At 59.4% G+C, this 6,151-nt stretch carries 5 protein-coding genes; 3 read left to right on the plus strand and 2 right to left on the minus strand.

Going from position 1 to position 6,151, the window contains the following annotated elements; all coding sequences use genetic code 11:
- Window positions 1–96: 96 nt before the first annotated feature.
- Window positions 97–846, minus strand: a complete 750-nt coding sequence (locus AC1RQB_RS28030) for a hypothetical protein (protein ID WP_063340967.1) — start codon at window positions 844–846, stop codon at window positions 97–99.
- Window positions 847–1,096: 250 nt separating this feature from the next.
- On the opposite strand from AC1RQB_RS28030, the gene AC1RQB_RS28035 reads away from it, so the two are divergent.
- The 3 genes from AC1RQB_RS28035 to AC1RQB_RS28045 all read left to right on the plus strand — a co-directional run bounded on the left by AC1RQB_RS28035 (window position 1,097) and on the right by AC1RQB_RS28045 (window position 3,697).
- Window positions 1,097–2,245, plus strand: coding sequence for an aldose epimerase family protein (locus AC1RQB_RS28035; RefSeq protein WP_063340968.1), 1,149 nt, complete (start codon window positions 1,097–1,099; stop codon window positions 2,243–2,245).
- Between the two features lie 130 nt (window positions 2,246–2,375).
- Window positions 2,376–3,197 (plus strand): aldo/keto reductase, encoded by an 822-nt coding sequence (locus AC1RQB_RS28040; RefSeq protein ID WP_008071146.1) that lies wholly within the window; start codon window positions 2,376–2,378, stop codon window positions 3,195–3,197.
- 29 nt (window positions 3,198–3,226) lie between these two features.
- Window positions 3,227–3,697 carry a DUF1810 domain-containing protein gene (locus tag AC1RQB_RS28045; RefSeq protein ID WP_008071147.1) on the plus strand — a complete coding sequence of 157 codons (471 nt, stop codon included), beginning with the start codon at window positions 3,227–3,229 and terminating at the stop codon, window positions 3,695–3,697.
- Here AC1RQB_RS28045 and AC1RQB_RS28050 read toward each other — a convergent pair.
- A complete protein-coding gene (locus tag AC1RQB_RS28050) occupies window positions 3,662–6,022 on the minus strand; it encodes a DNA polymerase II (protein WP_109790696.1) in 2,361 nt (786 codons plus the stop codon). The two genes, AC1RQB_RS28045 and AC1RQB_RS28050, sit on opposite strands and share 36 nt — an antisense overlap.
- Window positions 6,023–6,151 lie beyond the last annotated feature (129 nt).

A 6,151-nucleotide genomic window follows, 5' to 3' on the forward strand; every position in this document is an offset into this window, starting at 1 on the left:
CTTGCTGAAAGGGCAAAGCGAATACCAGCCAAAAGCCAGTTGAGGGCTTTCCCTCAACCATAGAATCTCCCACAGGGATTGGGTTCACTACTCGAATTACTGCACTGGCAAGAAATTCAGGAACAGCAAACTCTGGGCATAGTTGAGGCCGATCCGCCGGTAGCGTTCGTCGAGCATCTGGGTCAGCAAGTCCAGCCGTGCGACGATTTTGCCGAACTCCACGGCAAAGCTCAGGTTGCTGCCCTCCTCCGAGATTTCGTTGGAAAACAGCAACGGCTCGCCTTGCTTGTTTTGTCGCTGACTCAAGATCCAGGTGGCCTTCTCGATGTTGCGCGCGGCATTGCTGACGAAGGTCGGGTTGATCGCATCCGTCATGTAGAACTCCAGCCGATTGCCGTGGGCGGTGACCAGCATGCTGCCGATGGCATAGATAAAGGCACCGACCCGGTCGCCGAGGAATTCCGGGCTCATGGCGTAGCTCAGCGCGGCGAGGTCTTTTTTGCCGCCGAGAGTGGGTAGCGGCTCTTGCTGTTCGATGGCCATGCGCACTTGTTTTTCCGCGGTGCCTACATCGAGGAAGCCGGATTTCTTCAGCTCCTCCGGGTTGCGCAGGTAGAGCTTGTTCATCAGCAGGTAAAGGCTTTCGAGGTTGTCACGCATCGTCAGGGTCGCCATGCGGTCGACGCTGGTCTGGAGGAATTCCTGGGGTTGGCCGTTGCGAAACTGGCTGACGATATCGTTGCCCGGCTGATGACTGCAACCACTGACGAAGAGCATCGACAAGCCAGTCAGCAGCCAGCAATAACGGCGAATGTGCGGGGTAAAGCGGGGTAAAACTGGAGCCATGGGTTCTTGAACTTGGGCATGGGCCGGCGGTGGGGATCGCCGCGGGCTGGCCAAGGATAGAACCGCGAAAGCCGAAAAAGTGCAGTGCCGGTGGTCCGTAAACGCGGATCACCGTGAAAGCGGATCTTTATTAGTCATACTTTATAATTGCAACACCCCATAGATAAGCTATAAATCCTTCCTTGATCGCGTTAAAACTCGATTATTAGTATGACTACTTCTCACAAAACAACAAAAAGGAAGGTCAACCATGCTTCAATCTCGCTACCTGCTCTCCGGCCTCGGACTGTCCCTGATGATCGCCACCCTCCCCGCTCATGCCGCCGGCTTGTCCAGCGAACAGAAAGCCTTCGGCAAAACCAGTGACGGCACACCCGTCGAGCAATACATCTTGCGCAACAGCCATGGCCTGCAAGCCACGGTCATTACCTACGGCGGGATTCTGCAGTCACTGAAAGTGCCGGACAAAAACGGCAAGCTCGACGATGTAGTGCTGGGCTTCGACGATGTGCAAGGTTACCAAAGCGGCACCGCGTACTTCGGCGCGACCATCGGCCGCTTCGGCAATCGCCTGGCCAACGGTGCCTTCGAGCTGGACGGCAAGCGCTATCAGGTGCCACTCAACGACGGCAGCAATTCACTGCACGGCGGGGCCCAGGGTTTTGATAAACGGGTGTGGAAAGCCGAACCGAGCAAAGGCAAGGATTCGGTGGGCGTGACCCTGACGTATCTGTCGGCGGGCGGTGAAATGGGGTTCCCGGGCAACCTGAAAACCGAAGTCACCTACAGCCTCACCGAGAGCAATGAACTGCGCATCGAGTACAAGGCCAGCACCGACCAACCCACCGTGCTGAACCTGACCAACCACAGTTATTTCAACCTGGCCGGCGCGGGCAACGGCGACGTACTGAAGCAGCTTGCGACTTTGCATGCAGCCCGTTACACGCCGGTCACCGGCAAACTGATCCCTACCGGTGAACTGGCCCCGGTCGCCGGCACACCCATGGACTTCACCCAACCGACCGCCATCGGTCAACACATCAAGGCTGATCACCCGCAACTGAAGTTCGCCGAACCGAAACAAGGCGGTTTCGATTTCAACTGGGTGTTGGACGCCAAGGGTGATCTGGGCAAACTCGCTGCCGATGTCAGCGATCCGCAATCCGGCCGCCGGTTGCAGCTCTACACTACTGAACCGGGTGTGCAGTTCTATACCAGCAACTTCCTTGATGGCACGGTCAAGGGCAAGGCTGGCAAGATTTATCCGCATTGGGGGGCGTTTACTCTGGAGACTCAGCATTATCCGGATTCGCCGAACCAGCCGAACTTCCCGTCCACACGGCTGGATCCGGGCAAGAGCTATACCCAGACTACGGTGTACAAGTTTTCTACCCTGTAGGTCAGAAGATCAAAAGATCGCAGCCTTCGGCAGCGCCTACAGAGGCTGCGATCTTTCGAGATCGCCACGGAACCACCGGGCCATTTTGCTGCCAACTGAAGTATCGATCGGAGTTTAGAAAGGAGGATGCATGCGTACTCTTGAGCTGGCCGGCAGCCAAGTGCCGGTCATTGGCCAAGGAACCTGGCGCATGGGAGAGGAACGCTCCCGACACACAAAGGAAGTTGCAGCGCTACGTTTGGGCATCGAATTGGGCATGACCCTGATCGACACCGCTGAAATGTACGCAGAAGGAGGCGCTGAAGAGGTGGTGGGTGAAGCCATCGCAGGCAGGCGCGACCAGGTTTTTCTGGTCAGCAAAGTCTACCCTTACAACGCCAGCCGCAAAGGCATCCCCCAGGCCTGCGAGCGCAGCCTGCGGCGGTTGAATACCGATTACATCGATCTCTACCTGTTGCACTGGCGCGGCGATTATCCCCTTGTGGAAACCGTCGAAGCCTTCGAACGCCTGCGCGAAGATGGCAAGATCGGCCGTTGGGGTGTGTCCAATTTCGATCTGGATGACCTGGAAGAACTGGCCTCCCCGGCCTGCGCCACCAATCAGGTGCTGTATAACCTGGAAGAACGCGGCATCGAGTTCGATTTGCTTCCCTGGAGCCAACATCAAAGGATGCCGGTAATGGCTTATTGTCCGATCGGCCAGGGCGGGCACATGCTGGCCAACTCGACGCTCAAGCAGATTGCCGCCCGTCACGAGGCGACACCGGCGCAGGTAGCGCTGGCATGGATTCTGCGTCAGAACGGCGTGATCGCCATCCCCAAAGCGGTCCGACCCGAGCATGTGCAGCTCAATGCACAAGCGGCGCAGTTGCGGCTTGAAGTCGGGGATCTGGAGGCGCTGGACCAAGCGTTTCGCGCGCCACAACGTAAGCAGCGGTTGGCCATGGTCTGAGCCATCGCGGTTTGTCAGAGGGCATCGGCATGAGAAGTACCGATCAGCTCGACGCTTTCAATTTGCCACGCTTCGTTCAGGCGCAAGACCCTGTGTTCGAATGGGTGCAGGAAGAGCTGCGCGCCGGCCAGAAGCGCCGGCACTGGATGTGGTTTATCTTTCCGCAGTTTTCCGGGTTGGGCGACAGCGAGATGTCCCGTTACTTCGCCATTCGCTCCAGTGAAGAAGCCACGGCGTACCTGAAGCATCCGTTACTGGGGCCACGCTTGCGCATGTGCACGCAACTGGTTCTGGACATTCCTCAAAGCTCGATCGCCAAGATTTTCGGCCATCCCGACAACCTCAAATTTCACTCATCGATGACACTGTTCGCCCAGGTTTCGCCAAAAGGCAGCCTGTTCCATCAGGCGCTGGATCAGTATTTTCACGGCATACCGGATGACTGGACGTTGTCGCTGCTGGACTCAAAACAGGCCCAGTTGCCCCCCAATCAGCGTTGAGAAATCGTCATCCACGAACGGCAGGATCGCATCCGCCACCGGTTGCAGCTGCCGGGTGACGTAATGGTCGTAATCGATGGGCGCGCTGCGGATTTCCAGCGGCTCGGGGCCGGCGACGGTGATTACATAACTGATCCAGCCGCCATTCTGATATTGCCGCGGTCGTCCCTGCTGGTCGTTGTAGTCATCGGCGATCCGCGCGGCCCGCACATGGGGCGGCACGTTACGTTGATAGTCGTCGAGGGTACGGCGCAGGCGTTTGCGATAGATCAGGCGTTCGTCGAATTCGCCGGCCAAGGTCTTGCGCACATAGTCACGAACATAGTCCTGATAGGGTTTGCGATTGAAGATGCGCAGGTACAACTCCTGCTGGAATTGCCGGGCCAACGGCGACCAGTCGGTGCGCACGGTTTCCAGGCCCTTGTAGACCATTTCATCGGTGCCGTCGGCGCGGGTGACCAATCCGGCATAGCGCTTCTTGCTGCCCTCCTCGGCGCCGCGAATGGTCGGCATCAGAAAGCGCTTGTAGTGGGTTTCGAACTGCAGCTCCAGGGCACTTTCCAGCCCGTATTCCTGTTTCACATGCTCGCGCCACCACTGGTTGACGTGATCCACCAGCGCATGGCCGATCTGCGCGGCTTCTGCCTGACCGTGGGCGCGGCGCAGCCAGACGAAGGTGGAGTCGGTGTCGCCGTAGATCACCGCGTGGCCTTGGGCTTCGATCAACTGGCGGGTGCGCAACATGATCTCGTGCCCGCGCAAGGTGATGGACGAGGCCAGCCGTGTATCGAAGAAGCGGCAACCGCTGGAGCCCAGCACACCATAGAACGCATTCATGATGATCTTCAGCGCCTGGGACAACGGCACGTTGTGTTCGCGCTTGGCGGTTTCGCGACCTTCGGCGACCCGGGCGACAATGGCCGGCAGGCAATGCCGGGTTCTTGAAAAACGTGCACCGCGAAAGCCCGGCACCGACTCGCTGTCGTCGGGATGCTTGAGCCCTTCGATCAAGCCCACCGGGTCGATCAGGAAGGTGCGGATGATCGACGGATAGAGGCTTTTGTAGTCGAGCACCAGTACCGATTCGTACAGCCCTGGTTGCGAGTCCATGACAAAACCGCCGGGGCTGGCCTGCGGTGGTTTGCCGCCAAGGTTCGGCGCGACGAAGCCCTGTCGGTGCATCAACGGCATATACAGGTGAGTGAAAGCCGCCACCGAGCCACCGCTGCGGTCCGCCGGCAAACCGGTGACGCTGGCGCGCTCGAGCAGGAAGGTCAGCAATTCGGTTTTGGCGAAGATCCGCGTCACCAGTTCGCAGTCCTTGAGGTTGTACTTCGCCAGGGCTGGTTTGTCCTCGGCGAACATGCGATTGATTTCGTCCATGCGCTGGTACGGGTTGTCGATCGACTTGCCCTCGCCCAGCAGGGTTTGTGCGACGTTTTCCAGGCTGAACGAGGGAAAGCTCCAGGTCGCCGAACGCAGCGATTCGATGCCATCGATGATCAACCGGCCGGCAGCCGAAGCGAAGTAATGGTTGCCACTGCCGTGTTCGCGCCAGTGCATTTCTTCGCCGCCACGCCCCAGCTTCAGCGGCACCGCCAAGCGCCGAGCATGTTCGTGCAGAACGCGCAGATCGAACTGCACGACGTTCCAGCCGATGATCGCGTCGGGGTCGTGCCGGGCGAACCATTCATTGAGTTTTTTCAGCAGCAGGGTTCGCGAATCGCAGTATTCGAGCTGGAAATCCACCCCACGGTCATCGCCATTGGGCGGCCCGAGCATGTACACCTGCCGCTCGCCGCAGCCTTCCAGGGCAATGGAATACAGCTCGCCCTGAGCGGTGGTTTCGATGTCCAGGGAGACCAGCCTGAGGTTCGGTCGGTAGCCGGGGTCGGGTTTCATTTGCGCGTCGAGCAGCAGACCTTCGGCGCTGGGCGTGCCGCCGAACAAAACGGGAGCGGTGATGAAACGCTCCATCATGTAGCGTTCCGGCGGGCGGACGTCGGCTTCGAATACATCGACGCTTGATCTGCGCAGCGCGGTTTCCAGGCGCATCAACTGACCGTGCTGCTGGCAATACAGGCCGAGCACCGGGCGGTGTTCGAAGTCCAGAAGGGCCAAGGGCTTCAGCTCGACATTTTTTTCGCCGTGCAGCATCCCTTCGGCTTGCTCACGCTGGGCTGCCGGAATGAACGCTACCGACGGTTGATGCGGCAGGCGGACACGCCGGGGACCGGCATCGGTCGCCAGCCAGAACTCGACTTCCGTGCCGGCCGGGGTATCGCGCCAATGCCGGGTCAGGACGAAGCCCTGCTGTAAATCCACCACTGCAACCTCAACGATTTTATTCAAGTGGTGATTCTACGCGTGATCGCCGGTCAAGACGCAGAACCTGTGGGAGCGGGGGGGGGGGGGGGGGGGGGGGGGGGGGGGGGGGGGGGGGGGGGGGGGGGG

The sequence above is a fragment of the Pseudomonas sp. GW822-FHT02E03 genome (assembly GCF_058802325.1).